We start from the raw sequence: 24,257 nt of genomic DNA on the forward strand, positions 1-24,257 counted from the left end.
GAAAGTATTGCCTAAAAATTACCCATTAGTCAAAATAGGTAATATTGATGTTTATTTAATGGTTAAATTTTCAATCTTTATTTCCAATATTGAAGGAAAAAACTCTTTGATCCCTCTCAAAATGTATTGAATCAGAATTTTCATTTTTAAAAAGTAAATCACCTTTTTTTAAGACACCCATTAAAAATTTAGACTCTAAAAGAGGATAAGAGTCATTTTTAATATCTTCCAACTTTATCCATTTATTTTTGTTTGACAAATGTATATAGTAAGACCTCTTTTGACTATTAATATCTTCAATTTCCCCATTAAAACTTGATTCAAACCTTAATTGTTCTGAATTGGAATCAACATAAATATTATATATTCCTTCTGACAATAGAAAAAAGAATAAAACTGCTGTGCCTACGTAAAAAGGCATTAAAAACCATGGTTTGTCTTTATATATTGTAATAAAATCTTTACTCATAACGAAGATGACATGTAACTACCTAGTAAACACCAATTCGGTCTCAGTCGATAAATTAGCGTCAAAACCATAACCTTCGGTATCAAAACCTTTTAAACCATCTATGGTTTCAATATTGTTGTCGATAATATAACGCACCATCATACCACGAGCTTTTTTGGCAAAGAATCCAATCATTTTTAATTGCCCGTTTTTGTAATCTTTAAAAACCGGAGTAATCACTTTCGACTTTAACACCTTCGGTTTTACTGCTTTGAAATACTCATTGCTGGCTAAATTCACAAACAACTCACCTTCTTCCATTTCTTCATTTAAGGAATTGCTAATAGAATCACCCCAAAACTGATACAAATTATCTTTGCGGCCCAATTTCAATTTAGTTCCCATTTCTAATCGATATGGCTGCATTAAATCCAGTGGTTTTAATAATCCGTATTGACCTGATAAAATGCGTAATTTATCTTGAAGTTCTGGTAGTTTACTTTCGTCAATTGTCTCTGCATCCAGCCCAATATAAACATCTCCTTTAAATGCATATACCGCCTGTTTTGCATTTTCTAAATCAAATGGCAAACTCCATTTTTGATTTCGCTCATAGTTCAATTCACCCAATGCTGGAGATATTTTCATCAATTTTGAAAGCACACGTGCCGACTTTTTCTTTAACACTTTGCTTATACGCTCAGCCTGCTGTAAAAATACACCTTGTGTAAATTCAGAAGTAGGCGCTTTTTCTTCGAATGATAACGACTTAGCAGGGGAAATCACAATTTTCATATAATCAGTATTTAGAAAGTAAAAATACATTCATTTAAAGAACTATCAAACGTTTAAATTAGGAAAAATGTCGTTCATCGATTTAGTACTAAACACTTTTATTTTTTTTTATATCTTCCAATAAAATATTCTATTATGGCTAATCAACGACGCGACTTTATCAAAACAACAGGTTTAGGAATAATGGCACTTGGAGTCCCAAGTTTCGCTACCAATAGTTTCAATCAATCGAAATCGATTAACATTGGAGTGATCGGTTGCAACGGAATGGGATGGTCTAACACCAAGTCTATTTTAAAAAATGAAGGAGTAAATCTGGTTGGGATTTGCGATGTGGATAAAAACGTGATTTCAAAACGATTGAAAGAAAAGAATAATGACTCGAGAATTACTTCTTATAGTGATTACAGGGAATTATTAAAAAATAAAAATATAGATGCCGTTATAATCGGTACTCCTGATCATTGGCATTGTAAAATGATGGTGGATGCTTGTAAAGCTGGGAAAGCTGTTTATGTTGAAAAACCGATTGCCAATACCATTGAAGAATGCCATATTATGGTCAATGTGGCTAAAAAATACAATAGCATAGTTCAAGTTGGTCAATGGCAACGTAGTGGAACACATTATAAGACCGCCATCGATTTTGTTAGATCGGGTAAACTAGGAAATATTAGGCTCGTAAAAGTCTGGGCATATCAAGGATGGATGAAACCTGTTCCTATAAAACCAGATTCAAAAGCACCAAAAGGTGTAGATTATACTTCTTGGTTAGGACCTGCTCCTACCCGTCCATTCAATGAAAATAGATTTCATTTTAATTTTAGATGGTTTTGGGATTATGCAGGTGGCCTAATGACCGATTGGGGTGTTCATGAAATTGACATCGCATTGTATGCCATGGGAGCGACAACACCAAAATCTGTCATGGCAAGTGGAGGTAAACTGGCATATCCCGATGATGCTTCAGAAACTCCAGACACATTGCAAACCGTATTTGAGTATGACGATTTTAATATGCTATGGGAACATGCAACAGGTATTGACAGTGGACCTTACGGAAGAACTGAGGGTATCGCATTTATTGGTAATAATGGAACATTAGTTGTAAACCGTGGTGGTTATGAAATCATTCCTGAAAAGAATTCGAATATTGAAGCTGTTAAAATAGCTAGACCAGAAGGTGTTTCTTATTTAGATTTACACACAAAGAATTTTATTGAGGCCATTAGAGCAAAAGACAATTCTATTTTGAATACACCAATTGAATCTGGTAGCCAAGCGGCTATTAATGCTCAAATGGGGAATATTGCTTATAAAACAAGGTCAAAAATTTATTGGGATGCTTCAAAAAATAAATTTAAAAATAATGATAAAGCTAATAAGCTTGTAAATGCAACTTATCATAACAACTGGAAAAAACCAACATTATAATCAATCAAAAACTACCATGAACAAATATATTCTTCTAATCGCTCTTAGTATCAGTCTTTTTTCTTGCAAAGAAAATTCTACAAATCTGAAAAAAAAATTACCAAAAATCGCAATTGCAGGTATAGCCATTGAATCGAGTACCTTTTCCCCTGCAAAATCACATATAGAAGCATTTCATCCTGTAACTGGAGAGGTTATATTCAATTCATATCCATTTTTTTCAAAAGATTCTGTAAATCGAAATAGAGCTGATTGGTATCCAACATTAAGAGGACGTTCCCTACCTGGTGGCATAACTACTCGAGAGGCTTATGAAGAAATGGTAGAAAAAACACTTAAAATGTTAAAAGAAAATTTACCCTATGACGGTTTGTTTTTTGACATTCATGGAGCAATGAGTGTTGTTGGTGTTGATGACCCTGAAGGAGATTTTATTCAACGAATAAGAGAGATTATTGGTAACGAAACCCTCATTTCTACTTCAATGGATTTACATGGAAACGTATCAGAGCGTTTGGCACATCATTCCGATTTAATTACTTGTTATAGAATGGCACCTCATGAGGATGCTCTTGAATCTAAAAAGCGTGCTGTTGATAATCTTTTAGAAAGGCTAGAAAGCGGCAAAGGGAAACCTAAATACAAAGCATGGATTCCTGTTCCAATCTTATTGCCAGGTGAAAAAACGAGTACACGAATAGAGCCAGGAAAAAGTTTATATGCCAAAGTGGATCCTTTAACCAAAAAAGAAGGTGTAGTTGATGCTGCTATTTGGATAGGATATGCTTGGGCAGATGAGCCTAGAAACCATGCGGCAATAGTTGTTACTGGTGATGATAAAAATGAAGTGTCTGAAAGCGCTGAATATTTGGCTAAAAGCATGTGGGATGTTCGCAATCAATTTGATTTTGTTGCCCCAACAACTAATTATAAGCAAGCGATCTCTAAAGCTATTAAAAGCGACAAAAAACCATTTATGATAAGTGATATGGGAGATAATCCTACAGCTGGAGGCGCTGGAGATGTAACTTGGACCATTTCGGAACTTCTTAAAAACAAAGCATTGATTAATTCTAACAAACAATTAATATACGCCTCAATTCCAGGACCAAATTTTGTAGCAAAAGCAATTGAAATTGGAGTTGGAGGAACTATTAATGAAGTTGCAGGTGCATTGGTAGACAACAGATATGCACCTCCGGTTAGATTAAATGGAACCATTACGGCAATTAAACATGGTGATAAACATGCCGAAACCGAAGTAGTGGTTAAGGTTGGTAATATTTCTGTAATAGTTACTAAAAAAAGAAAGCCATATCATCGTAAAAGTGACTTTACAAATTTAAATTTAGATCCTAACAATGCAGATATAGTGGTTGTAAAAATTGGATATTTAGTACCCGAATTATATGATATGCGAGGAGATTGGATCATGGCGTTGACACCGGGTGGCGTAGATCAAGACTTAGATCGTTTAGGGCATAAAAGCATTAAAAGACCTATGTTTCCAATTGATGCAAACATGAAAGATCCTAATTTATCAACTCGGTTTATTCCTTTGTCTCATCAACAAAAAAATTATTAAATGAAATTTTCCATAAACTTAAAACTTCTAATTTTAGCAGTACTAGTTGCAAACCCATTTTTATCATGTAATACTACTGAAAAGGATGCATTTGCTGTAATGGCATATTATGTCCCTTCGAATAACTACTCTCTAAAAGAGATTCCTTTCAATAAACTAACGCATATTATCTTTTCCTTTACCGAAGTAATTGACAACAAAATGCAATTTAAACGAGAAAGTTCTTCTCAAAAGTTAAAGGATTTAGTCGCCTACAAAAAACAACATCCACAATTAAAAGTAATGATTGCCTGCGGTGGATGGGGAGGTAGTGGTAGATTTTCAGACATGGCAAATGACCCCAAATTGAGAGCACAATTTGTTGAAAGCACTATTGATTTTATAAAAGAATACAACTTAGACGGAGCAGATATGGATTGGGAATATCCAGGAATGAAAGGAGCAGGAAATCCATTTATGCCAGAGGACAAAGAGAACTTTACTGCTTTGATGAAAGAACTCCGTGAAGGAATGGATGCTACTGGTAAAGATTTAACATTGACATTTGCTGCTGCCGGTTGGGAGCGCTATTTCGATCATATAGAGACTTTTGAAGTGATGAAGTATGCTGATTATCTAAACATAATGTCTTATGATTTAGTGGGTGGCGGGACACCGTTTACAGCCCATCACACAAATTTAGGAGCATTTACTTATTCAGATATTTCAAACACTCCGGCTGATAATATCCTAGCAGAGAGTGGCCGAATAATGAAACCTAGATCTGTTCAAAGTATGATTAATTACCTCACAGAATTAGGGGTAAAACAGGAACAGCTAATTATTGGAGGTGCATTTTATGGAAAAGGCTGGAAAGGAGTTTCTCCAGAAAACAATGGGTTATATCAAAAAAATAAAGGTGCCTATACTACTCATATTTATGCAACTTTAAAAGATAAGTACGAGAACAAGAATGGATTTACTAAGCATTGGGATTCTATTGCACAGGCTCCTTATTTATATAATGCTAAGGACAGTATATTCATAACTTATGATGACACGGAGTCTATTGCTTTAAAAACAACCTATGCTATGAAAGAAAAGTTAGGCGGAATCATGTTTTGGCAATTAACTGGAGATACAACAGAAAATGGTTTATTGGATGCAATTTATAGTGCAACAAAAAATTAACTTTTCATCAATCTATTTTGAATCAATTTTCCAAATTGTTTGGTAAATGGTAAAATCAAAATAGTGATTATTAAATTAAAAACGAGATGTGCCAATGCTACTTCAAATGCAATTCCGACATTAAAACTATCAATAAGGTTTTTATACGGTACCGCTAATGGCAAATAAATTAAAACGCCAATAATATTGAATATTAAATTGGCTAAAGCTGTTTGCTTAGCCGTTTTATCTAATTTCATGGCCGCAATAAATGCGGTAGAAGTTGTGCCAATATTGGAACCTACGATAATGGCGATGGCCGAATCTAACCCTAATAATTGTTGACTGCACAAAATAATTGTCAATCCAATAGTTACAGAACTAGACTGACAAATAGCCGTTACCAAAGCACCTAATAAAACACCTATTATGGGTTTAGCTGCATAACTTAAATAATGAATTAATTCTTCACTATTTTTAATCGGTTCTAAAAAATGGCCAATCATATCTAAACTGAAAAGTATCAGACCTAAATAAAAAATGGGTTTTGAAATAAGGGCCAGTTTTCCTTTAAAATATCCCAGAATAAATCCTAAGGCTAAAAACGTAATTCCTAAGGCCTCAATTTTAAATGAAACTAACCAAGCGGTTATCGTAGTTCCTAAATTACTTCCTAATAATATAGGCAATGAATTATGAAAAGAAATGATTCCAGAATCTACAAATGAAACGGTAATTGCCACTACTGCACTGCTACTTTGTATAATACCAGTACCTACGAAACCGGTTAACAATCCTTTAAACTTTGAATCTGTAAAACGTTTAATAGCCAATTGCATTTTATCATTGGCATGTTCTTTTAAGTTATTAGAAAAACTTTCTAGACTATGCGTAAATAATCCGATTGCAGCAATAATCGATATGAGGATACTTAACGTATCCATTTACTCTTTTTGATTTACTGTATAGGTTCTCCACTTGTCTAAACATTCAGCAATATCTTCTGGAACATCAGAATTGAATCGCATAAACTCTCCTGTAGTAGGATGTGCAAAACCTAAAGTTTTGGCATGTAAGGCTTGCCTTGGCAATACTTTAAAACAATTATCAACAAACTGTTTGTATTTAGTAAATGTCGTCCCCTTTAAAATCTGATCTCCACCATAACGTTCATCATTAAATAGTGTATGACCAATATACTTCATATGCGCACGGATCTGATGTGTTCTACCAGTTTCCAATTTACATTGTACCAAAGTAACATAACTGAAACGCTCTAAAACCTTGTAATGAGTAACGGCATGTTTTCCAAATTCACCTTCAGGAAAAATATCCATTTGTAAGCGGTTTTTTAAACTTCGTCCAATATGTCCTTTAACAGTCCCTTCCTCTTCTTCAATATTCCCCCAAACCAAGGCAACATATTTACGTTCCGTGGTTCTATCGAAAAACTGCTTAGACAAATGCGCCATGGCATATTCAGTTTTGGCAACCACCAATAAACCACTAGTATCTTTATCAATTCTGTGTACTAAACCAGGGCGCTCGTTACTGTTCGTTGGTAAATTTTCTATATGATGAATCAACCCATTTACCAATGTTCCAGAATAATTTCCATGACCTGGATGTACGACCATTCCCGCAGGTTTATTCACAACAATCAAAACATCATCCTCGTAAACAATGTCAATTGGAATATCTTCCGCAACCAACAAATTTTCATGTGGTGGATGTGCCAAAACAACACGAACAACATCGTTTGGTTTTACCTTGTAATTAGATTTAACCGGATTATCATTAACCAAAACATTACCTGCTTTAGCCGCTTGCTGAATCTTATTTCGCGTAGCATTTTCAATAAAATTCATTAAAAATTTATCTACACGTAAAGGTTCTTGACCAACATGAGCAACATACTTAAAATGCTCATACAATTCTTCGCTTTCTATTTCTTGTGATTCGCTCATTAACGTCTTGCTCTTCCTTTACCGTCGCCTAATTTTAAATTTACAACTGAATTTTTTGGCAACTTATCCCCAACTTTAATTTCTTTTCCTTTATAAATGATTCCTCTAACAACGTCTAGTGCAATATCTTTTACATATTCAGGACTATCCCCCACTCTTAATCCAACTGCTTTTAAAGTCACTTCCGCATTTCTCCGAGTTTTCTGTAACACATTTGGCATTTCTATATCTTTATAGGTCGCTCTATTAATTTTTAAATATATACGTCTCTTTTCTTTTACAAAATCCCCAGCCTCAGGGTTTTGTTCTATAATCGACAAAGGTGGGTAAGAAGGATTATAATTTGAAGAATCAATAATTTCCAATCTTAAATTCAATTCTTTCAATTGCATCTCAGCTTGCGAAATCGACATTTTCGACAATTCTGGCACTTGAATTTTCTGATCGTGATTGGTGCTAATATTTAACCATTTTATTAGTACAAAAATCAATATAATTGACGCAATTCCTGCAAATATCAATTGCTTAATGAAGGTTTTGCTTTTTATAAAATTTAATAAACTCATGCGTATATTTTAATAGGAACAAATATATAAAACGTAGCTCTTAAGAAATAATTATATGTTAACAATGTAGTATCTTTATAAAATATGGAACGTGTATTAATTACTGGTATTGGATTAGTTGGAGTTGAATTGGCTACCTTATTAACTGAGAAGGGGTATAAAGTTTCTTTTTTGTCAAGATCTATTCGACCTCATTTCAAGTTCAAAACATATAAATGGGACATTGAAAACCGTTTTATTGAATTGGACGCCCTAAAGTCTTGTGATTATATTGTTCATTTGGCAGGCTCTAACATTTCAGAAGGAAGGTGGACTAAGAAAAGAAAAATTGAGCTCAGAAATAGTAGAGTCTTATCAACTAAATTGCTCTTTAATACAATTAAGGAAAACAATATTGTCCTTAAAGGATATATAGGAGCCTCAGCAATTGGGTACTATGGAGCATGTACTAACGAATTTATTTATTCTGAAGACATGCCTGCATCGAATGACTTTATTGGAAGTCTATGTAATGAATGGGAAACCGCACACTTAAAATTTAACGAATTTAAAATCCCTTTAAACATTATAAGAATTGGCGTTGTACTGAGCAATAAGGGTGGTGCATTCATCAAAATACTAAAACCAATAAAATCGAATCTAGGTGCCGTAATAGGTAATGGAAATCAATATATGCCATGGATACATATACATGATTTATGTAAAATTATTCTTGTATTGCTAAATTCTAAAAATTCTAAAATTTACAATGCTGTAGCGACAGAACATATAACAAATAAAGAATTGACTAATAAAATTTATAAATTCTTAAACAAAAAACTTCTATTGCCCAAAATTCCAAAATTTGTTATGAAATTATTGTTCGGTGAAATGTCAGTAATTCTGTTAGAAGGTAGTAGAATTTCAAATAAAAAAATAAAGTCAAACTTAAATTTCAAATTTAAATTCGACTCAACTAGCAAAGCCTTAAATGAATTATTATAAGTTAATCAGAAAACTTAATTCCCTTTAACCTTTCGATTAGATGATCAGGGCCACCAATATATTCAAAATTTCCAGGAGCGCCTTCCATATTAAAATTACCAGAAATAAAAATAGGCAAATTCATAGCGCCAAAATACTTCATGAATCTATCTCTTGAATCTTCAGTCATTGGTGTAACGAACATCGTTAACAATACATCTGCAAAGGCTTTTTCATTCACATCTTCTATATTCAACATCGGAACATTTTGACCAAGATAATAAACTCTAAATCCAAGATCTCTTGCTATATAATTTGCTAAAAGCAATCCTATTTCGTGGTTTTCGTTTTCTGGTAAAAACATAACAACCACACTACTATCTTCCTTCGCAGGAGGTATCATATCTATTGCTGTTATTACCTTTTGACGAATTAAATTAGAAACAAAATGTTCTTGTGCTGGAATAGATTTATTGGCTGACCATAAAATCCCAACATGATTTAGAAAAGGGTATAATAAATTAATTACAGTTGATAATAAACCGTTTCTTGTTACGTGACGCTGAAAAATGCCATTAAAAGAATCCTCATCAAACTCTAACATAGACAACACCAACCTATTTAAGTCATCATCGAATTTAGCCGATGACGCCGAATTAACTTCAAGAACTAAATCATGTACCTGATCCTCATTCATCTTGTCAATCTTAGACACTCTATACCCATTACTAATAAGTATATTAATATTGAGTAATTTTCGAATTTCGGAATCACTATAGAATCGAATATTCGTATTTGTACGTTTTGGTTTAAGAAAACTATACCTTCTTTCCCACACACGTAATGTATGTCCTTTAATACCAGTTAATGTCTCAACCTGAGCCATCGAGTACGTGTTCATATTCAAATTATTTGCTGCTAATATAGACAAAACATTAAAATTTTAGAGAGTTATTACGCTACAAATATAATATTTTTATTCTTTTGTTCAACTTTTTTTACATTTTTCTTGGACAGTAATTATTTTTTTACATATCTTTGTCTAACTTTAATGACTAAAATATTGAACAATGAAAAATTTAACTCGCCATTTAATCGAAAAAACAAACAAGTTCATGGCACTTGTAATTATGTTAACTTTACCATTTTTTGTAATCAGTTGTGACGACGACGATGATGATATTGCAATGGATAAACCAACAATGAACATTGTTGAAATTGCACAATCCACTCCTGAACTAAGCACCTTAACCTCTGCAATTGTTGCAGCCGGATTGGACGGTGCCTTAAGTGGAGATACTCCTTACACAGTTTTTGCTCCAACAAATGCAGCATTTGAAAAACTTGATCCTACGACCCTAAATACTATTATTTCAACCCCATCACTCCTTACAAACCTTTTACAATATCATGTAGTTAATGGTACAGTTAATTCTGGAGATTTGACTACAGGACCAGTTGGAACATTATTATCTGGACAAAACATTAATGTAGATACTTCTAATGGAGTAGTACTTAATGGGTCTTCTAATGTAACAACTGCAGATATTGAAGCTACAAATGGAGTAATACATATAATAGACGAAGTATTATTACCTGAAATGTTTGTTGCTGAAACGATAACTCAAATTGCGGCTTCAAACCCTGATTTCTCAACTTTGGTATCCATTTTACTCATGCCTGAAATGGCTGACATCCTAGCCGCTGCAAGTGATATCACTCAAGATTTAACTGTATTTGCTCCAACAAACCAAGCATTTACAGACTTGCTTGCGGCCTTAGGAAAAAACGATTTAAGCGAATTACCAATTGGATTGGTAAGAGAAATTGTACAGTATCATTTATTGGGAATGTCTGTTATGTCTAGCGAATTAACGGATGGACAAATGGTGGAAACTTTATTACCTGGAGAATCGGTTACTGTTGATTTATCAAACGGTGTTATGATTAACAATGCAACCGTTATTGCTGCTGATGTAAAAGCTGTTAACGGTGTTATACATGGAATAGATGCAGTACTTGTACCTAGTTATGCAGCACAAACTGTAGGTTCTATCGCTGAGATTATTATGTTTAACCCTGACTATACAATTTTAGTAGAAGCCTTAAAAACTGCTGAATTATTAGAAACAGTTTCTACAGCGCCAGCGTTAACTTTATTTGCTCCTAATAACGCTGCATTCATTGCAGCAGGAATCACATCCTTAGATGGATTGACTAAAGATGATTTAACACCAATATTATTATACCATGTGTTAGGTGCTAAAGTAATGTCTGGAGATTTACCGGCAGACGGGATGGCAATGACATTAAATAATGATGAGAAGATTTATTTAGGTTATTTAACAAATAGCGTTTTGATTAATGGATTAACTACAATTACTGAAGTAGATATGGAAAAAGACAATGGAGTAGTACATACCATTAACAGAACCCTAGTTCCTCCAGCAATCGATGTATTAGATATTGCCGTTGCAATGTCAGAAATGGAAGAAGGTGCTGAATTTACTGTATTAGTATCGTTGTTATCATCTGAACCATATGCAGATATCGCTCAAGCTATTAAAGATGCTGAAAACATTACAATATTTGCACCAACCGATGCCGCTTTTGGAGATATCTCGGCTGTAATTCCAACGCTAACAGAAGATCAAATCAGAAACGTGTTATTATATCATGCAGCACTTGGAAGGGTATTTAGCAGTAGTTTACAAGATGGACAAGTAATTGGAATGTTAAACATGGAAACAGTTACAGTAAATGTAAGTGGTGAAGGTGCAGTTACTTTGACAGACATGTCAATGGGAGCAGACGCAAATGTAATAGAAGTAAATGTACATGGTAGCAATGGAGTAATTCATGTAGTAGATAAAGTTTTACTACCTACCTTATAATAATATCTACAAGATAATTTCAATTGGTTATTTGAGGTTAATTTTGGTTGACTAGCGGTTTTAATTATTTAAGACCGTTAGTTTTTTCATATCTTTCTTACATATTTATATTTTGAAAAAGCAAAAAATTATCATTATAGGAGCTGGATTCGCTTCACTATCAGCTGCAAGTTACCTTGCCAAATCTGGCTATGACGTAACAATTCTCGAAAAAAATGAGACTGTAGGCGGCAGAGCTAGGCAATATAAAAAGGACGGCTTTACATTTGATATTGGTCCAACTTTTTATTGGATGCCCGATGTATTTGAAAATTATTTTAAAGACTTTGATAAGAACTTAAAGGACTATTATTCTCTTAAAAGATTGGATCCTGCATATGAAGTCTTCTTTGATGACAAAACTTCATTAAAGATTGGAGGCTCATATGATGAAATTAAAAACACTTTTAAATCAATTGAAACAAACGGGGATCAAAAATTAGACGCGTTTATTTCCAATGCGGAGTCTAATTACAAAATTGCAATTCAAGATTTAGTTTACAATCCTGGTGAATCTTTATTAGAAATAGTAAGCCTTAAGACCTTTTTAAAACTCAAACTTTTCTTTCAATCTATTAAAGGGCAAGTTCGCTCTAAATTTAAAAATGAGAAGCTTCGAAAAATTTTAGAATTTCCTGTGCTGTTTTTAGGTGCAAAGCCATCTACAACACCAGCTTTCTATAATTTTATGAATTATGCCGACTTAAAACTTGGTACTTGGCATCCTGAAGGCGGAATGTATGAAGTAGTTAAGTCCATGGAAAAACTCAACAATGAATTAAATGTAGAAATAATAACCAACTGTTCAGTTGAAAAAATAAATATAGAAGGCAAAACTGTTAAGTCTGTTAATACAATTAAAGGTGAGTTTAAATGTGATATTTTATTAAGTGGCGCTGATTATGCTTTTACAGAAACGCTTCTACCAATGAGGCTTAGACAATATTCAGAGAACTACTGGAACAGTAAAACATTTGCACCTTCTGCCCTACTATTCTTTGTTGGTTTCAATAAAAAAATAGATAATGTTTCACACCATTCACTATTTTTCGATACTGATTTTGAAGAGCATGCTTCAACAATTTATGATTCAAAAACATGGCCAGAAAAACCATTATTCTATGCAAGTTTCCCAAGTATAACAGATAAAACTGCAGCTCCTAAAGCATATGAAGCTGGAATTTTCCTTATTCCAATTGCACCAGGTCTAGAAGACACTGAAACGAAAAGAGAAAAGTGCTTTAAAATTATTATGGAACGTTTAGAATCATTTACGGATCAAAATTTACAAGATGCTGTTTTATTTAAAAAATCTTATTCTGTCAATGATTTTATCAGCGATTACAATTCATACAAAGGAAATGCTTATGGCCTAGCAAACACCTTAACACAAACGCATATACTACGACCAAAATTAAAAACTAAAAAATTAACAAACTTGTATTTTACAGGACAATTAACTGTGCCGGGACCAGGAGTACCACCCAGTTTAATTTCTGGTAAAGTTGTAAGTGAATTAATACAAAAATACCATTCATGAAAAAATTATTTGACAACTCGAGTTTTAAATGCAGTAAGTTAATAACCAACACCTACAGCACATCTTTTTCTCTTGGAATAAAATTGTTTCATCCAAATGTGCAAAACTCAATTTATAAAATCTACGCCTTTGTAAGGTATGCGGATGAAATTGTGGATAGTTTCCATAAGTATGATAGAGAAGAATTATTTATTGAATTTGAAAAGGATTATGAAAAATCTTTAAGAAGACGAATAAGTTTGAACCCCATTCTAAATGCGTTTCAAGAAGTTGTTTTAAAATTTGAATTACAAGACTTAGTACAAGATTTTATGCGCAGCATGAAGGCCGACCTATATGAGAGCGATTATACCTCAACATTATCTTATGAGGAATATATACATGGCTCTGCAAATGTAGTAGGGTTAATGTGTTTAAAAGTTTTCGTAGAAGGAGATATTGAAGAATACAATCGTTTAAAGTCTTACGCAATGAAATTGGGGTCTGCATTTCAAAAAGTTAACTTTTTAAGAGATTTAAAAGATGACTATGAAATTTTAGGAAGGTCTTATTTCCCCGAGTTAAGCCTTGGCAACTTAGATGCGGATAGCAAACTTAAAATTATTGAAGATATAGAAGAGGATTTTCATGAAGCATATAAAGGCATTGTATTATTACCTAAAAAATGTAAACTAGGTGTTTATGTTGCCTTTACGTATTACCGAATTCTTCTTAGGAAATTGAAAAAGAAAAACGTAAATTACATACTTAATGAACGGACAAGAATATCCAACCCGGTAAAGGTATCCTTGTTGTGTACCTCATATATTCGGTACAAGTTGAATGTTTTATAAATGACAAGGTTTATTGCAATACTATTATTTGTTTTTTCTTATACAAATTGTTCAGAAATTGCTGTTATCAGAAAAAACTTCCATGAAATTGACTCAAAAGAGCAACTTTATGAATTTATAGATTTTACAGAAAAAAATTATTGTTTAGAAGTGGAACCTTATTTAGCCTCTGCCATTATGATGAAAGCCCAATATGTTTTTTTTCCTCATACAAAAATGAAATATTTTAAAAATGGTAAAAAAAGGCTTGAAACATTTATAACTGAAAACCCTGACAATTTAGAAGCTAAATATATGCGCTTACTAATCCAGTCTGAGATTCCGTCATTTTTAAATTATAATGATAATATTGAATCTGATTTTAATCAAATTAATCAAGACATTCAAGGTTCAACATTACCAGAAGTATATAAAAACGTAATAATAACTAATATAAATAAAATTAATCCATGATTGTTCTATTATACATTTTAACAACTATAGCCACTTTTACCATAATGGAAATTGTAACTTGGTTTACACATAAATATATAATGCATGGTTTTTTATGGTACCTGCATAAAGATCATCATCAACCAAAATATCAGCAAATATTTGAAAAAAATGATGCGTTCTTCTTAATTTTTGCCATACCAAGTATTGCGTTATTTTATTTCGGGTCTTTTCCTGAATTAAACTTTTTATTTTTTATTGCTTTGGGAATCTTGCTATACGGAATCACCTATTTTTTAATACATGATGTCCTCATTCATCAAAGATTTAAATGGTTTAAAAAAACCAAGTCAAAATTTTTAATTGGATTAAGAAAAGCGCATAAAGTCCATCACAAACATCTAGGAAAAGAAGATGGTGAATGTTTTGGAATGTTAAATGTTCCAAACAAATATCATCATATGTAATTATGGGCCAATATATTTACTTAGCAGTAAACTTTGGATGTATTCTTATACCATTCCTTTTTAGTTTTCATAAAAAATATCCTTTTTACAAAAAATGGAAGTCTTTTTTTTATGCCAACTTTATAGTCGCTCTTCTATTTATAATTTGGGATATTCAATTCACTAAAATGGGTATTTGGGGCTTTAATCCAGATTACTTAATCGGGATTAATATTACCAATTTACCTCTTGAAGAAATTCTCTTTTTTATATGTATCCCTTATGCCTGTGTATTTACTTATTTTGCTCTATCGAGCTTATTTAGTTTCAGTTTAAAAATTAAAACTCAAAAAATTATTTCAATTCTATTTGGCTTTATATGTTTAGTCATTGCAATTTACTTCTATAATAAATGGTATACATTTTCAGCATTTATGCTTAGTTCTTTAATTCTATTATATTCCTATTTTAAAAAGACAGAAATGTCATTTTTATACATTAGTTATCTCTTAATAATTCCTTTCTTTTTATTGAGTAATGGAATTTTAACTGGAATGTTAACTGAAAACCCAATCGTATGGTATGATGGTATTAACAATACAGAATTTAGAGTAATTACAATACCTATTGAGGATTTCTTCTATGGTTTTTCGTTAATAGCCTTAAACATTTTATTTTTTCAGTATTTCGATAAACGATTTACTGTTTAACATTCATTTTTCACAAATAAAATGCGTTTTATCACAATAACATTACTTCTAATTTTAAGCATAACCAACGTCGCTGGTCAAACTGGTGCTATTTCTGGAAGAGTGTTTGACGAACTTAACAATGAACCAATTCCATTTGCAAACATAATTATAGAAAACTCCGATTTAGGCTCAGTTACAGATGATCAAGGGAATTATACAATAACTAATTTAAAACCTGGAACCTACAACCTTTATGCAAGTTTTATAGGGTTCAAAAGAGAATTAAAACAAGAAATACTTGTTTTTGCATCTAAAACCACCACCATTGATTTTGCCTTAATAAAAGATGAAGCATTGTTAGATGAAGTAGTTTTGCAGACTTCACCTTTTAAAAGGCAAACATCTTCTCCTGTTAGTAAAAATAGAATTAGTGCTTCAGAAATCTATAGAAACCCGGGAGGCAATAGAGATATATCAAAAGTAGTGCAAGTATTACCAGGTGTTGCTACAACCATTTCATTCAGAAATGATATTATAGTAAGAGGAGGTGCTCCAAATGAAAATAGGTTTTTCTTAGATGGAATTGAAGTACCGAATATTAACCATTTCGCAACACAAGGTGCATCGGGTGGACCAGTCGGTATGATCAACGTTAATCTAATAAAAAATGTTGATTTTTATGCCGGTGCATTTCCTGCAAATAGGGGTAATACAATGAGTTCGGTCATGGAGTTTGAACAAATTAGCGGTAACAAAGATAAACTCTCGGGGACTTTTAACATTGGCTCTTCAGATATTGGAATTACTTTGGACGGACCAACCGGTGAAAATTCCTCTTTTATTTTTTCAGCAAGGAGATCTTACTTACAATTCTTGTTTGAGGCATTAAAGTTACCTTTTTCACCTACATACAATGATTTTCAATACAAACATGATTTTAAAATCGATGATAAAAATGAATTGACAATTCTTGGTCTAGCCGCAATTGATGAATTTGTGTTAAATGAAGATGTTAATGATGGAGTAACGGATGAAGATGACATCAATAGAAACAATTATATTCTTGCCAATATACCAATCAACAATCAGTGGAATTATACTATTGGAGCTAATTGGAAACATTATTCAAAAAATAGTAATCAAAGTTTTATTATTAGCAGAAACCATTTAAATAATGAGGCCATTAAATACTTAGATAACTTAGAGGATCCTAATAATCTACTACTAGACTATAATTCTCAAGAAATTGAAAACAAATTACGTTTTGAACATAATTTCAGAAGTAATGGATGGAAGTGGAATGTAGGTACAGGCATAGAATTTATAAAATATACGAATGCAACTTTTCAAAAAACTGAAATAAATGGCTCAGTCGAAACTATCGATTTCAACTCTGAACTTAACTTTTCTAAATATGCTCTATTTGCTCAGACTACCAAGTCTTTTTTAGATGATAGACTTGCTTTAACTTTTGGAATCAGAACTGATTTTAATAGTTATTCGGATGATATGTCAAACCCTTTAGAGCAAATTTCTCCAAGACTTTCTGCTTCTTATGCATTTAACCCAAAATGGGTACTAGGTTTTAATGTTGGAAGATATTATCAACTACCTGCTTATACAGTGATGGGATTCAGAGACAATAATGGATTCTTAGTAAATAAAGAAAATGACATTAGCCATATTAGTTCGGATCATGTTGTTACAGGAATTGAATTTAAACCAACAAATTACTCTAAAATAAGCTTAGAAGGTTTTTATAAAAAATATAGCGATTACCCATTTTTATTGAATGATGAAATTTCACTTGCAAATTTAGGTGGTGATTTTGGAGTTATTGGGAATGAACCTGCCAATTCAACCTCAAAAGGAAGAAGTTATGGTGTTGAATTATTATTACAACAAAAATTAAGTTCTACAGTATATGGCCTAATTTCCTATACATGGGTAACAAGTGAATTCCAAGATAAGAATAATATATATGTTCCTTCATCTTGGGATAATGGCCATATTCTAAATATTGTTGCTGGCAAAAAACTAGCAAAAAACTGGGAAATTGGTGCGAAATTTAGATTACTAGGTGGTGCGCCATATACGCCTTTTGACATTGAATTATCTTCGCAAAAAGAAATTTGGGATGTAACACAAAGAGGGATAAATGACTGGGATCTATTAAATTCAGAAAGAACGGGTTTGCTACACCAAATGGATGTTCGAGTTGATAAAAAATGGTATTTTAATAAATGGTGGTTAAACGCATATTTAGATATTCAAAATATTTATAATTCAGAAACAGATGTACCACCATATTTGGATGTGCGTCGAGATTCTCAAGGAAGCCCGATTGAAAATCCAAATAACCCAAATGCATACGACACCTATTTAATTGATGATAGTAGCGGTAATGTATTACCATCGATTGGAATAATGGTTGGATTTTAGGTAGTATTATACTTCATATAATGCTTGATTTTTACTTACATTTGTTTTTGAAAACAATTGTAAATGCAGAAAAACATAGCCGTTGTAATGGGAGGGTATTCTTCAGAATACTTGATTTCACTTAAAAGTGGTTCCGTAGTTATGAATCATTTGAACAAAACTTTATATAATGCTTATGAAGTTCATATTTTCAAAGAAAAATGGGTCTTGCTATTCGACAACAAAGAATTTGAAATTGATAGGCATAATTTTTCTACAAACGTAAACGGTAACAAAATTCAATTCGACTGTGTATTCAATGCAATTCATGGAACGCCAGGTGAGGATGGACAATTTCTTTCGTATTTAGAATTAATTGGTATTCCTCATACCTCTGCCCCATCATATCAAATGGCATTAACATTTAATAAGAGAGATTGTTTAAGCGTGGTTAAACCATACGGAATTAAAACTGCAGAATCTTACTATTTAAATTTAGGAGACCCCATCATTACGAGTGAAATAGTAGAAAAAGTAGGTCTTCCATGTTTTGTAAAAGCCAATAAAGCTGGTAGTAGTTTTGGAATTTCAAAAGTTTATAAGACCGAAGAGTTAGAGTATGCCATTGAAAATTCATTTAAAGAAGATGATGAAATTATAATTGAGTCTTTTTTAGATGGAAAAGAAGTTTCAGTGGGAGTAATTAATTATAAAGGTGAAACAAAGGTGCTACCAATAACCGAAATTGTTTCAGAAAACGATTTCTTCGATTATGAAGCAAAATATCAAGGTGCTTCTCAAGAAATTACACCGGCAAGACTAACAAAAGATGAACAACAGAAAGTTGAAGCGATTGCTAAAAAAGCTTATGAAATTTTGCGTATGTCAGGCTTTTCTAGAAGTGAGTTTATTTTTAAAAACGGTGAACCTCATATGTTAGAAATGAATACTGTTCCAGGTTTAACCGAAGAAAGTATTCTACCTCAACAAGCGACGGAGGCAGGAATTAGCCTCGAAGATTTATTCGGAAATGCCATAGAGATGGCGTTAAAAAATTAAACTATTATGAAAAGAGCAGTTTTCCCAGGGTCATTTGACCCAATTACTTTAGGACATGTCGATATCATTAAAAGAGCCATTCCGTTATTTGATGAAATTATTATTGCTATTGGCATAAACGCCGATAAAAAATACATGTTTGAAACCGAAGAACGAAAAAGTTTCATCGAAATTGCTTTTAAAGATGAACCTAAAATAAAAACGGGAACCTATACAGGGCTAACAGTAGATTACTGCAAAAAAATAGATGCCAATTTTATACTACGAGGACTCAGGAATCCTGCAGATTTTGAATTTGAAAAAGCCATTGCACAAACCAACCGAAAATTATCCGGAATTGAAACCGTCTTTTTATTAACCAGTGCTGAAACATCTTATATAAGTTCTAGTATTGTTCGCGACATTTTACGCAATAATGGAGATGTTTCTGTGTTAGTACCAACATCCGTACTTAAATAACAATCAACAATGAATAAATCCCAATTTTATAGTTTTTTAATCGTTCTTTTTTTAACAATTAATTCTATTGCTCAAACTGAAGAAGTTGTAAATGATTCCATTCCTTCAAATCCTTTTGAAACGGCGTTTGAACAAAGTGGTGGAACACAAACTGCAACGTATGAGCAAACCATTTTGTTCTATGAAAACCTAGCAAATAAATATCCTGAAATTACAATTCGAAAAATAGGCAAGACAGATTCAGGGCATCCATTACTCCTAATTATATTTGATAACGGACAAGTTTTCAACCCAATAGACACGGAGAAAACAGTGGTGTTAATTAATAATGGAATTCACCCAGGAGAACCTGATGGAATTGATGCATCTATGATGGCTTTGCGTGATATTGCTGAAAATGACCAATTAAAATATACCTATAATAACATCATGATTTGTGTAATTCCTATTTACAATGTAGGTGGAAGTTTAAATCGCAATTCTGGAACAAGAGCCAATCAAAATGGACCAGAATCCTATGGTTTTAGAGGAAACGCGTTGAACTATGACTTAAATAGAGATTTTGTAAAAAATGATACTAAAAATTCTCAAGCCTTTACAAAATTATTTCACTTGGTCAACCCAGATATTTTTGTGGATAATCATGTCAGTAACGGCGCAGATTATCAATACACTCTTACACATCTTTTTACACAACATAACAAATTGGGCGGTAAAATTGGCGACTATTTACATCATAAAATGATGCCAGATATTGAAGAGAAACTGATTCAGAAGGGGCATGCAATTACGCCTTATGTAAATGTATTTAACAGTGTTCCGGAAAAAGGCTTTTCTCAATTTTTTGACTCTCCAAGATACTCTACTGGTTATACAACACTATTTAACACCTTTGGGCTTATGGTTGAAACACATATGTTAAAACCATACAAACAAAGAGTCGAAGGCACTTATGATTTAATGTTTTCTGTATTCGATTTTGCTATAGAAAGTGGTGAGTCAATTAAATATTTACGTAGTACTGCTGCGGACGATATTCTTTCTAATGGAACTTATCCAGTTCAATGGAAACTGGATTCTACAAAAACACGAACATTAAGTTTTGAAGGATATGAAGGGTCTTTTATAAAGAGCGAAATAACAGGGCAAAAAAGATTGAAATATGATAGCTCTCAACCTTTTACAAAACCTGTAACTTATTATGATAATTTTAAGGCAACGAAAGAAGTTTTAATTCCAAAATATTATGTGGTTCCAAAAGTCCTTACACGCGTTGTTGAAAGATTAAAACTTAATAATATTGAAATGCATCCATTGAAATCTGATATTGCGATTGAAGTGGAGTCCTATAAAATAAAAGATTACGAAACTGGTAGACGCCCATATGAAGGACACTATCTTCATAAAAATACGGAGATTGAAAGTACTATAAGGCATCAAAAATTCAATGCTGGAGATTTTTTAATCCCGACTAATCAACCTGGAATAAGATATTTAATTGAGGTGCTAGAACCTGAAGCAACCGATTCATTTTTTAATTGGAATTTCTTCGATGTTATTCTGCAACAGAAAGAGCATTTTTCACCATATGTTTTTGAAGACCTAGCCTTGAAAATTTTAGAGGACAATCAGCAATTAAAAACCGCTTTTGAATTAAAGAAAGAGCATGATGAAAAATTTGCAAGTAATTGGTATGCTCAACTTAATTACATCTATGAAAACTCTAACCATGCAGAAAAAAGCTATTTACAGTATCCAATTTATAGAATTCTAGAATAACTTTATTGACACTTCGTTTTTTTAATATTCTGTTAAAAAGAATATCATTCTTAAAAAACTGCTTAAAAAATCATTAACTTGGAGCTTTCTAATCAAAAAACTACTTACCAAGTTATGACTACACTAAATGTTAATGGGAAAAAACATTCGATTGATGTCGACCCAGATATGCCTCTTTTATGGGCTATTAGAGATATTATTGGATATACTGGAACCAAATATGGATGCGGAAAAGGACTTTGTGGTTCGTGCATGGTATTGATGGACGGACAGGCCATTAACTCATGTCAAATGAAAGCTACGGCAGCAGAAGGTAAAAAAATAATTACCATTGAAGGTGAAAACAAAAATTTACAATTACTGCAAGAGTCTTGGGTAAAGCACAACGTACCGCAATGCGGATTTTGTCAACCTGGACAGTTAATTACAGCGACTGCTTTGTTAAACTCAAACGACAACCCTTCTGAAAAGGATATCGAAAATGCAATGTCTCGGAACATTTGTAGATGTGGTACTTACCAGCGAATTAAGAGTGCTATTGTTGAAACAGTTGAACTTAAAAATTCGTAATTATGGGAGCAGTTAGAAACATTAGTAGAAGAAGTTTTATCAAAGGAATTGGGTTGGCTTCAGGTGGATTAATTATTGCATGTAACAGCAATCCTTTTGCTTCAGAGCCGAAAGATTTGATTGAATTCAATCCGAATTTATTTGTGCAGTTAAATTCTGATGGAAGTTTGGTTTTAGTAGCTTCACGTTCGGAAATGGGAAATGGTGTCCGCACCTCTCTTACTTCCGTAATTGCAGATGAAATGGAGGCTGATTGGAAAAGAGTAAGTATAAAACAAGCAACTGGAGATGCTAAATATGGCGACCAAAATACTGACGGTTCAAGAAGTATACGGTATTTATATGAAACCATGCGTAAGATGGGCGCAACAACTAGAACAATGTTAGAACAATCAGCAGCAAAGAAATGGGAAGTTTCGGTTGAAGAATGTTCGGCAAAAGATCACTTTGTACATCATACCAGTGGTAAGAAAATTGCGTTTGGAGATTTAGTAGAAATTGCAAAAACACTAGAAGTTCCGGAAGAAGTTACATTTAAATCAAAAGACAAGTTCAAATACATTGGATCTTATTTAAAAGGAATAGATGTTCCTAACTACGCAAACGGAAGTGCTGTTTTTGGATTAGACAAAAGGGTAGACAATATGAAATTTGTTGCCATTAAAAGATGTCCATCTACTTTTGGTACTGCAAAATCTTTCGACGGCTCTGAGGCATTAAAAATAAAAGGTGTTGAAAAGGTAGTACAATTAGACCGAGTTCCGAGACCTTTCGGTGCTTTGGGTGGTGTTGCCGTTGTAGCAAACAATACTTGGGCAGCATTTCAAGGTAAAGATGCATTAAAGGTAGATTGGGATTTAGGAGCAAATGGCGCATACGATTCTGATGAGTACATGGAATTATTGACCAAAAACGTACATAAAAAAGGGACAGTTGCTAAGGAAAGTGGAAATGTAAATAAAGCATTTAGAAAAGCAACTAAAATAGTCGAAAGTACTTTTAAAGCGCCGCATTTAGTTCATGCTCCTATGGAAGTGCCAAACGCCGTAGCCGTTGTTAATGGAGATACTTGTGAAGTTTGGGCTCCAACTCAAGATCCGCAAACAGCAAGAACTGAAGTGGCTGAGTTTTTAGGAGTTGAAAAAGAAAATGTAACAATTAACATAACCTTTTTAGGGGGTGGTTTCGGTCGTAAATCCAAACCAGATTATATTATTGAAGCCGTTGCAATGGCAAAACAACTTAATAGTCCTGTACAGATTATATGGTCTAGAGAAGATGACATCCAACAAAGTTATTTCCACACCGTTTCATCGCAATACATGAAAGCAGGAATTGATGCTGATGGTAATGTTTCAGGATGGCTACATCGCTATGCCTTCCCTTCTATAATGTCAACATTTGACCCTTCGACTGACGGACCTGCAGGCTGGGAAAATGGTAGTGCCACAAACATGCCTTATTTAATTCCAGACATGCGCGTTGAAACTGGTAAAGCTCCGGCACATGTTCGAATTGGGTGGTTACGCTCTGTAATAAATATCCCTCATGGCTTTTCAGTGAATGTATTTATTGATGAATTAGCGCATGCAGCAGGAAAAGACCCTCTTGATTTCCGATTGAATATGATTGGAAAAGAGTTTAGAAAAGAAGGTGGAAAGGGTAAATACAAATGGAATACTAAACGTTTTAAACATGTTTTAAAACAAGTTGCTAAAAATGCAGATTGGGGTAAGAAATTACCTGAAGGGCATGCGCAAGGTATAGCCGTTCAATATAGTTTTTTATCATATGTTGCCTCTGTAGTTGAAGTTTCTGTGAAAGATGGAAAGGTAAAAGTTCATAAAGTCCACACCGTAGTAGATTGTGGAGTAGCGATTAACAAAAATACGGTAGAATCTCAAATGGAAGGTGCTGCTGTTTTTGGATTGTCTTTGGCGTTGTACGGAAAAATCACTGCTAAAGATGGTGCTATTGAACAAAGTAATTTCCACGATTATCAGATGGTTCGTATGCACGAGGCTCCAGAAATTCATGTAGAAATAGTTGATAGTGATGAAAAACCTACTGGTGTTGGAGAACCGGGTGTACCAGTTATTGCACCAGCTATTGTAAATGCTGTTTTCAAAGCCACAGGAAAACGATATCACAGTTTGCCTTTATCAGATCATAATTTAGTATAA

General features: G+C 33.0%; 22 protein-coding genes. 16 read left to right on the forward strand and 6 right to left on the reverse strand.

What is annotated here, in order from left to right:
- Window positions 1-70 precede the first annotated feature (70 nt).
- Window positions 71-469 carry a hypothetical protein gene (locus RM519_RS03915; RefSeq protein WP_311592244.1) on the reverse strand — a complete coding sequence of 133 codons (399 nt, stop codon included), beginning with the start codon at window positions 467-469 and terminating at the stop codon, window positions 71-73.
- Between the two features lie 18 nt (window positions 470-487).
- Entirely contained in the window at window positions 488-1,246 is a 759-nt protein-coding gene (yaaA, locus tag RM519_RS03920; RefSeq protein ID WP_311592245.1) for a peroxide stress protein YaaA, read from the reverse strand.
- A gap of 135 nt (window positions 1,247-1,381) precedes the next feature.
- Here yaaA and RM519_RS03925 point away from each other — a divergent pair, with 135 nt between their 5' ends.
- Genes RM519_RS03925 through RM519_RS03935 form a run of 3 tightly spaced genes read left to right on the forward strand, consistent with a single transcriptional unit; the run spans window position 1,382 to window position 5,435 of the window.
- Window positions 1,382-2,680: a Gfo/Idh/MocA family protein gene (locus RM519_RS03925; protein WP_311592246.1), complete on the forward strand. Its 1,299-nt coding sequence runs from the start codon at window positions 1,382-1,384 to the stop codon at window positions 2,678-2,680.
- Window positions 2,640-4,265, forward strand: coding sequence for a M81 family metallopeptidase (locus RM519_RS03930; RefSeq protein WP_311592247.1), 1,626 nt, complete (start codon window positions 2,640-2,642; stop codon window positions 4,263-4,265). Before RM519_RS03925 ends, RM519_RS03930 begins: the two co-directional genes overlap by 41 nt.
- A complete protein-coding gene (locus RM519_RS03935; RefSeq protein ID WP_311592248.1) occupies window positions 4,266-5,435 on the forward strand; it encodes a glycoside hydrolase family 18 protein in 1,170 nt (389 codons plus the stop codon).
- Here RM519_RS03935 and RM519_RS03940 read toward each other — a convergent pair.
- Genes RM519_RS03940 through RM519_RS03950 form a run of 3 tightly spaced genes read right to left on the reverse strand, consistent with a single transcriptional unit; the run spans window position 5,432 to window position 7,947 of the window.
- Window positions 5,432-6,358 carry a Na/Pi cotransporter family protein gene (locus tag RM519_RS03940; protein ID WP_311592249.1) on the reverse strand — a complete coding sequence of 309 codons (927 nt, stop codon included), beginning with the start codon at window positions 6,356-6,358 and terminating at the stop codon, window positions 5,432-5,434. The two genes, RM519_RS03935 and RM519_RS03940, sit on opposite strands and share 4 nt — an antisense overlap.
- Window positions 6,359-7,381, reverse strand: coding sequence for an RluA family pseudouridine synthase (locus RM519_RS03945; protein ID WP_311592250.1), 1,023 nt, complete (start codon window positions 7,379-7,381; stop codon window positions 6,359-6,361).
- Window positions 7,381-7,947, reverse strand: a complete 567-nt coding sequence (locus tag RM519_RS03950) for a PASTA domain-containing protein (protein WP_311592251.1) — start codon at window positions 7,945-7,947, stop codon at window positions 7,381-7,383. Before RM519_RS03950 ends, RM519_RS03945 begins: the two co-directional genes overlap by 1 nt.
- An 84-nt stretch (window positions 7,948-8,031) precedes the next feature.
- Here RM519_RS03950 and RM519_RS03955 point away from each other — a divergent pair, with 84 nt between their 5' ends.
- Window positions 8,032-8,931, forward strand: a complete 900-nt coding sequence (locus RM519_RS03955) for a TIGR01777 family oxidoreductase (protein WP_311592252.1) — start codon at window positions 8,032-8,034, stop codon at window positions 8,929-8,931.
- Between the two features lies 1 nt (window position 8,932).
- On the opposite strand, the gene RM519_RS03960 is transcribed toward RM519_RS03955, so the two are convergent.
- A complete protein-coding gene (locus RM519_RS03960; protein ID WP_311592253.1) occupies window positions 8,933-9,811 on the reverse strand; it encodes a MerR family transcriptional regulator in 879 nt (292 codons plus the stop codon).
- Window positions 9,812-9,980: 169 nt separating this feature from the next.
- Between RM519_RS03960 and RM519_RS03965 the strand changes: the two genes are divergently transcribed.
- The 12 genes from RM519_RS03965 to RM519_RS04020 all read left to right on the forward strand — a co-directional run bounded on the left by RM519_RS03965 (window position 9,981) and on the right by RM519_RS04020 (window position 24,257).
- Window positions 9,981-11,804: a fasciclin domain-containing protein gene (locus RM519_RS03965; RefSeq protein ID WP_311592254.1), complete on the forward strand. Its 1,824-nt coding sequence runs from the start codon at window positions 9,981-9,983 to the stop codon at window positions 11,802-11,804.
- Between the two features lie 112 nt (window positions 11,805-11,916).
- The gene (locus RM519_RS03970) at window positions 11,917-13,383 is read left to right on the forward strand and encodes a phytoene desaturase family protein (RefSeq protein WP_311592255.1); all 1,467 of its coding nucleotides are present in this window, start codon (window positions 11,917-11,919) and stop codon (window positions 13,381-13,383) included.
- On the forward strand, window positions 13,380-14,216 hold the full coding sequence (locus RM519_RS03975) for a phytoene/squalene synthase family protein (RefSeq protein ID WP_311592256.1): 837 nt from the start codon (window positions 13,380-13,382) through the stop codon (window positions 14,214-14,216). The genes RM519_RS03970 and RM519_RS03975 overlap by 4 nt, the downstream gene beginning before the upstream one ends.
- Entirely contained in the window at window positions 14,217-14,669 is a 453-nt protein-coding gene (locus tag RM519_RS03980) for a hypothetical protein (protein ID WP_311592257.1), read from the forward strand.
- Entirely contained in the window at window positions 14,666-15,115 is a 450-nt protein-coding gene (locus RM519_RS03985; protein ID WP_311592258.1) for a sterol desaturase family protein, read from the forward strand. The genes RM519_RS03980 and RM519_RS03985 overlap by 4 nt, the downstream gene beginning before the upstream one ends.
- A 2-nt stretch (window positions 15,116-15,117) precedes the next feature.
- Window positions 15,118-15,804, forward strand: a complete 687-nt coding sequence (locus tag RM519_RS03990) for a lycopene cyclase domain-containing protein (RefSeq protein WP_311592259.1) — start codon at window positions 15,118-15,120, stop codon at window positions 15,802-15,804.
- A gap of 21 nt (window positions 15,805-15,825) precedes the next feature.
- The gene (locus RM519_RS03995; RefSeq protein ID WP_311592260.1) at window positions 15,826-18,228 is read left to right on the forward strand and encodes a TonB-dependent receptor; all 2,403 of its coding nucleotides are present in this window, start codon (window positions 15,826-15,828) and stop codon (window positions 18,226-18,228) included.
- A gap of 63 nt (window positions 18,229-18,291) precedes the next feature.
- Window positions 18,292-19,266, forward strand: a complete 975-nt coding sequence (locus RM519_RS04000) for a D-alanine--D-alanine ligase (protein WP_311592261.1) — start codon at window positions 18,292-18,294, stop codon at window positions 19,264-19,266.
- A 6-nt stretch (window positions 19,267-19,272) separates the two neighbouring features.
- A complete protein-coding gene (gene coaD / locus RM519_RS04005; RefSeq protein WP_311592263.1) occupies window positions 19,273-19,725 on the forward strand; it encodes a pantetheine-phosphate adenylyltransferase in 453 nt (150 codons plus the stop codon).
- Between the two features lie 9 nt (window positions 19,726-19,734).
- Window positions 19,735-21,504 carry a M14 family metallopeptidase gene (locus tag RM519_RS04010; RefSeq protein WP_311592264.1) on the forward strand — a complete coding sequence of 590 codons (1,770 nt, stop codon included), beginning with the start codon at window positions 19,735-19,737 and terminating at the stop codon, window positions 21,502-21,504.
- Window positions 21,505-21,618: 114 nt separating this feature from the next.
- Complete coding sequence (locus RM519_RS04015) at window positions 21,619-22,074, forward strand: (2Fe-2S)-binding protein (protein WP_311592265.1); 456 nt, start codon at window positions 21,619-21,621, stop codon at window positions 22,072-22,074.
- Between the two features lie 2 nt (window positions 22,075-22,076).
- Window positions 22,077-24,257: a xanthine dehydrogenase family protein molybdopterin-binding subunit gene (locus tag RM519_RS04020; RefSeq protein WP_311592266.1), complete on the forward strand. Its 2,181-nt coding sequence runs from the start codon at window positions 22,077-22,079 to the stop codon at window positions 24,255-24,257.

This window comes from Urechidicola vernalis, from assembly GCF_031846385.1.
GTDB classification, from domain to species: Bacteria; Bacteroidota; Bacteroidia; order Flavobacteriales; family Flavobacteriaceae; genus Urechidicola; species Urechidicola vernalis.

What these genes read in the sequence shown, in the direction of transcription:
- RM519_RS03975 (WP_311592256.1), top strand. Translation starts at nt 13,380, where the DNA reads ATGAAAAAATTATTTGACAACTCGAGTTTTAAATGCAGTAAGTTAATA.
- RM519_RS03960 (WP_311592253.1), bottom strand. Translation starts at nt 9,811, where the DNA reads ATGAACACGTACTCGATGGCTCAGGTTGAGACATTAACTGGTATTAAA.
- RM519_RS03935 (WP_311592248.1), top strand. Translation starts at nt 4,266, where the DNA reads ATGAAATTTTCCATAAACTTAAAACTTCTAATTTTAGCAGTACTAGTT.
- RM519_RS03915 (WP_311592244.1), bottom strand. Translation starts at nt 469, where the DNA reads ATGAGTAAAGATTTTATTACAATATATAAAGACAAACCATGGTTTTTA.
- RM519_RS04020 (WP_311592266.1), top strand. Translation starts at nt 22,077, where the DNA reads ATGGGAGCAGTTAGAAACATTAGTAGAAGAAGTTTTATCAAAGGAATT.
- RM519_RS04000 (WP_311592261.1), top strand. Translation starts at nt 18,292, where the DNA reads ATGCAGAAAAACATAGCCGTTGTAATGGGAGGGTATTCTTCAGAATAC.
- RM519_RS03950 (WP_311592251.1), bottom strand. Translation starts at nt 7,947, where the DNA reads ATGAGTTTATTAAATTTTATAAAAAGCAAAACCTTCATTAAGCAATTG.
- RM519_RS03995 (WP_311592260.1), top strand. Translation starts at nt 15,826, where the DNA reads ATGCGTTTTATCACAATAACATTACTTCTAATTTTAAGCATAACCAAC.
- RM519_RS03925 (WP_311592246.1), top strand. Translation starts at nt 1,382, where the DNA reads ATGGCTAATCAACGACGCGACTTTATCAAAACAACAGGTTTAGGAATA.
- RM519_RS03940 (WP_311592249.1), bottom strand. Translation starts at nt 6,358, where the DNA reads ATGGATACGTTAAGTATCCTCATATCGATTATTGCTGCAATCGGATTA.
- yaaA (WP_311592245.1), bottom strand. Translation starts at nt 1,246, where the DNA reads ATGAAAATTGTGATTTCCCCTGCTAAGTCGTTATCATTCGAAGAAAAA.
- RM519_RS03930 (WP_311592247.1), top strand. Translation starts at nt 2,640, where the DNA reads ATGCAACTTATCATAACAACTGGAAAAAACCAACATTATAATCAATCA.
- RM519_RS03990 (WP_311592259.1), top strand. Translation starts at nt 15,118, where the DNA reads ATGGGCCAATATATTTACTTAGCAGTAAACTTTGGATGTATTCTTATA.
- RM519_RS03980 (WP_311592257.1), top strand. Translation starts at nt 14,217, where the DNA reads ATGACAAGGTTTATTGCAATACTATTATTTGTTTTTTCTTATACAAAT.
- RM519_RS03985 (WP_311592258.1), top strand. Translation starts at nt 14,666, where the DNA reads ATGATTGTTCTATTATACATTTTAACAACTATAGCCACTTTTACCATA.
- RM519_RS03945 (WP_311592250.1), bottom strand. Translation starts at nt 7,381, where the DNA reads ATGAGCGAATCACAAGAAATAGAAAGCGAAGAATTGTATGAGCATTTT.
- coaD (WP_311592263.1), top strand. Translation starts at nt 19,273, where the DNA reads ATGAAAAGAGCAGTTTTCCCAGGGTCATTTGACCCAATTACTTTAGGA.
- RM519_RS03955 (WP_311592252.1), top strand. Translation starts at nt 8,032, where the DNA reads ATGGAACGTGTATTAATTACTGGTATTGGATTAGTTGGAGTTGAATTG.
- RM519_RS04010 (WP_311592264.1), top strand. Translation starts at nt 19,735, where the DNA reads ATGAATAAATCCCAATTTTATAGTTTTTTAATCGTTCTTTTTTTAACA.
- RM519_RS03965 (WP_311592254.1), top strand. Translation starts at nt 9,981, where the DNA reads ATGAAAAATTTAACTCGCCATTTAATCGAAAAAACAAACAAGTTCATG.
- RM519_RS04015 (WP_311592265.1), top strand. Translation starts at nt 21,619, where the DNA reads ATGACTACACTAAATGTTAATGGGAAAAAACATTCGATTGATGTCGAC.